This is a genomic window from uncultured Streptococcus sp. (assembly GCF_915066115.1).
Lineage (GTDB): Bacteria > Bacillota > Bacilli > Lactobacillales > Streptococcaceae > Streptococcus.
In genome coordinates this window covers 1-2891 of the sequence record NZ_CAJZDT010000178.1, presented here as the reverse complement: position 1 = coordinate 2891, position 2891 = coordinate 1, and the positions used below count along the sequence as shown (strand labels likewise).

Annotated in this window: 4 protein-coding genes; all 4 read right to left on the bottom strand. The window is 40.7% G+C overall.

Translation table 11 applies throughout. The features are described from left to right. Positions 1-286: NUDIX domain-containing protein (locus QZ565_RS09140; protein WP_295528531.1), on the bottom strand; the 286-nt coding region annotated here is incomplete at its 3' end. A gap of 9 nt (positions 287-295) precedes the next feature. Beyond that, positions 296-949 carry a uracil-DNA glycosylase gene (locus QZ565_RS09135; RefSeq protein ID WP_295528528.1) on the bottom strand — a complete coding sequence of 218 codons (654 nt, stop codon included), beginning with the start codon at positions 947-949 and terminating at the stop codon, positions 296-298. Positions 950-960: 11 nt separating this feature from the next. Then, positions 961-1716 carry a DUF4336 domain-containing protein gene (locus QZ565_RS09130; protein WP_295528524.1) on the bottom strand — a complete coding sequence of 252 codons (756 nt, stop codon included), beginning with the start codon at positions 1714-1716 and terminating at the stop codon, positions 961-963. 64 nt (positions 1717-1780) lie between these two features. After that, positions 1781-2473: a YjjG family noncanonical pyrimidine nucleotidase gene (locus QZ565_RS09125; protein WP_295528521.1), complete on the bottom strand. Its 693-nt coding sequence runs from the start codon at positions 2471-2473 to the stop codon at positions 1781-1783. Positions 2474-2891: the final 418 nt, after the last annotated feature.

Below are 2891 nucleotides of genomic sequence, written 5' to 3'. Positions count from 1 at the left end.
GCAAGTCACTCTCGAACTCCGTCACTTTAAAAACATAGGTGTACCAGTCTAAATCTGGCGTAAATTCAGGAAAAGTGATGACACCTTTTAGAACTGGCTTGGCTTTGAGCCCTGTTTCTTCAAGGATTTCACGCGCCGCGCATTCCTGAGGGGTCTCACCTCTCTCTAGCTTACCGCCCACACCAATCCATTTCCCTTCATGAACATCATTTGGCTTCTTATTACGGTGGAGCATGAGCAGTTCTTTCCCGTTATCAATGTAGCAAATCGTCGCTAACTGAGGCATATTCTCTCCTTATCTAAGCCAATCGATTGGCTCTTGTCCTTTCTCTTTTAAGAATGCATTGGCCTTGGAAAAAGGCTTGGAACCCCAAAATCCTCTATAAACCGATAAAGGACTGGGATGGGCTGATTCAATAATCAAGTGGTGAGGATTGGTAACCAAGGCCTTCTTCTTGCGTGCATAAGCTCCCCAAAGCACAAAAACCACTGGTCTATCTAGCTGATTGACCACCTGAATCACAGCATCTGTAAATGTCTCCCATATCTGACCAGCATGACCATTGGCCTTACCAGCAGGAACCGTCAAACAAGTATTAAGAAGTAAGACTCCTTGCTCAGCCCAAGTTGTCAAATCATGAGATTTCTTAACTCCGATGTCATCTGACAATTCTTGCAAGATATTTTGCAAGGATGGCGGAGCTGGGATAGAGTCAGGTACAGAAAAACTCAAGCCCTGCGCTTGACCTGGCCCGTGATAGGGGTCTTGGCCTAGAATCACCACCTTAACTTCTTCAAGCGGTGTTGTCAAGATAGCCTGAAAAACCTTTTCCTTAGGTGGATAAACAGTTCCCTGAGCATAGACCTGGTCCATAAACTGATTGATTTTCCCAAAATAACCCTCAGGTAATTGCTCCTTAATCAAAGCATGCCAAGACGAGTGTTCCATCTTTCCCTCCTTTATCTTATCCATCTAAAAGCACGTCTTAATTCATCCGCACCATTTTTAAAAAAGCATAAACCATGTGCAAGTATAATCTTATCCGGTTTCCAGTTTGACATACGGGAAAAGGAAACCTTTGCTTCCCTTTGTCTTCCTAAAAAAGTCATACGATAATCAATAGGAGTTTGACCATCAGGGGCTGTTACACGAGCTAAACGATAGAATTTTCTGCGGATTGGACTAGCTATCTTTTCAGGTTCAAAATTCTCTATAAGGTCTGTTACAATGAGTGTGTGAGTTGATGTATGAAAAAACACGACCTCTTCGATGACAGAACTTCCCTTAAAAATAAGCTGATCAATCTCATCAGACCATAGGTCAGGAGCCTTATCTGTTAAGCCAGCATCAAATTCCACCTTGACATTCTGACTTTTCGCTCTCTCTTCAACTCCTGGACTAGACCATGCTTGCGCATGAGGATATCTTTTTCTCCAATCTGCAATATAGGCGTAGTGAATCTTATTTGGTGAAATCAGGTAAGCTACTCTGCCCAGAGCGTCCAGTTCAGTAAAGAGTTTCTCGTTTGGCGCAATAGGAGAATGAATCCAAAGTTTGCCATCATTTAACTTAATCACCGTCATACGTGTCTGAAAAGGAAGTTTGAAGATCTTCATATCCATTTGAATCAAATCACCATCCACTATCCAGATATTTTGATCAACTTCCTTTAGTGTATACAATGGTTCATAAAGAGAAAGTTCTGGCCTTGACATCGTTAACTATTCCTTCGTTTTTACTGCCTCTATTATAGCAAAAAGTGGCTATCTAAACCACTTTTTACAGTTTATCTAAACAATCCAGCAAGTCTTGGTAAGAATGGACTTCGTAGGTTGGCTGGGCTTGTGTGGGATTTTCGAGGTGATGAGGATTGTACCAAATAGTGTCAATCCCCGCATTATTGCCACCTTGAATGTCGGCGGTTAGAGAGTCTCCAATCATCAGCGTCTTTTCTTTGCTAAAGCCAGCAATCTGTTGGCCAATTTTTTCATAAAAGAGAGCATCCGGTTTTTGTGTTTGCAACTGTTCAGAGATAAAAACTTGATTAAAATAAGGTGCCAGACCAGATTGAGCCAAACGACCTGTTTGAATCGCAGTACTGCCATTTGTCGCAGCGTACAGCTCATAATCACGCTCAATGAGACTGTCCAAAAGTTCATGAGCCCCCGAGAAAGTTTGTCCTTGCTGGGCTAGAAAAAACTGGTAACGCTGAGCAAGGAACATGCCGTCTTTCTCCAGTCCAAAATGATCAAACAAACGAGAAAAGCGCGTGTTAACTAGTTCTAGTTTACTGATTTTCTTTTGCTCCAAGTCCTTCCAGAGAGCCTTGTTCATAGGAACGTAATAGTCTTTATAAGCCTGAATATCCGCAACTCCTTCTTCTTTTAGAAGTTGCGTCAAAGCCACATCCTCAGCAGCATCAAAATCAAGCAAGGTGTGATCGAGGTCGAAGAGTAGAAATTTGTAGGACAATTTGAGAGTTTTCCTTTCTAAAAATTCATTAGGAACATTATATCATAAAGCACCTCACACAATTAACTAATTTAATAACTTGAAAAAAATTCGAACACTCTCCTATACAATTGACATCCCAAATTTTTCAGAATAGAACAATCCTAACTATCGAATACCTTAGTTTCATAAATATCCTTGTAATTCTAGGCCTAGAATTCCTATAAACTAAATGTTTTCGTACTCTTCTAAACCATTGATTGCTTTAAATCTGAATTTTTAAAGGATTCTAAAGCTAGAATTGCTCTAAAACAAGAAAAACGAAGGTATTCGAAACCTAGAATAACACATCAACACCTCAACTACGACACTTATAATTCTTACGATGAGCTTTGAGTTTTTTCAGAGCCCAATCATAGTGGCTCGACGTGCTACTGAC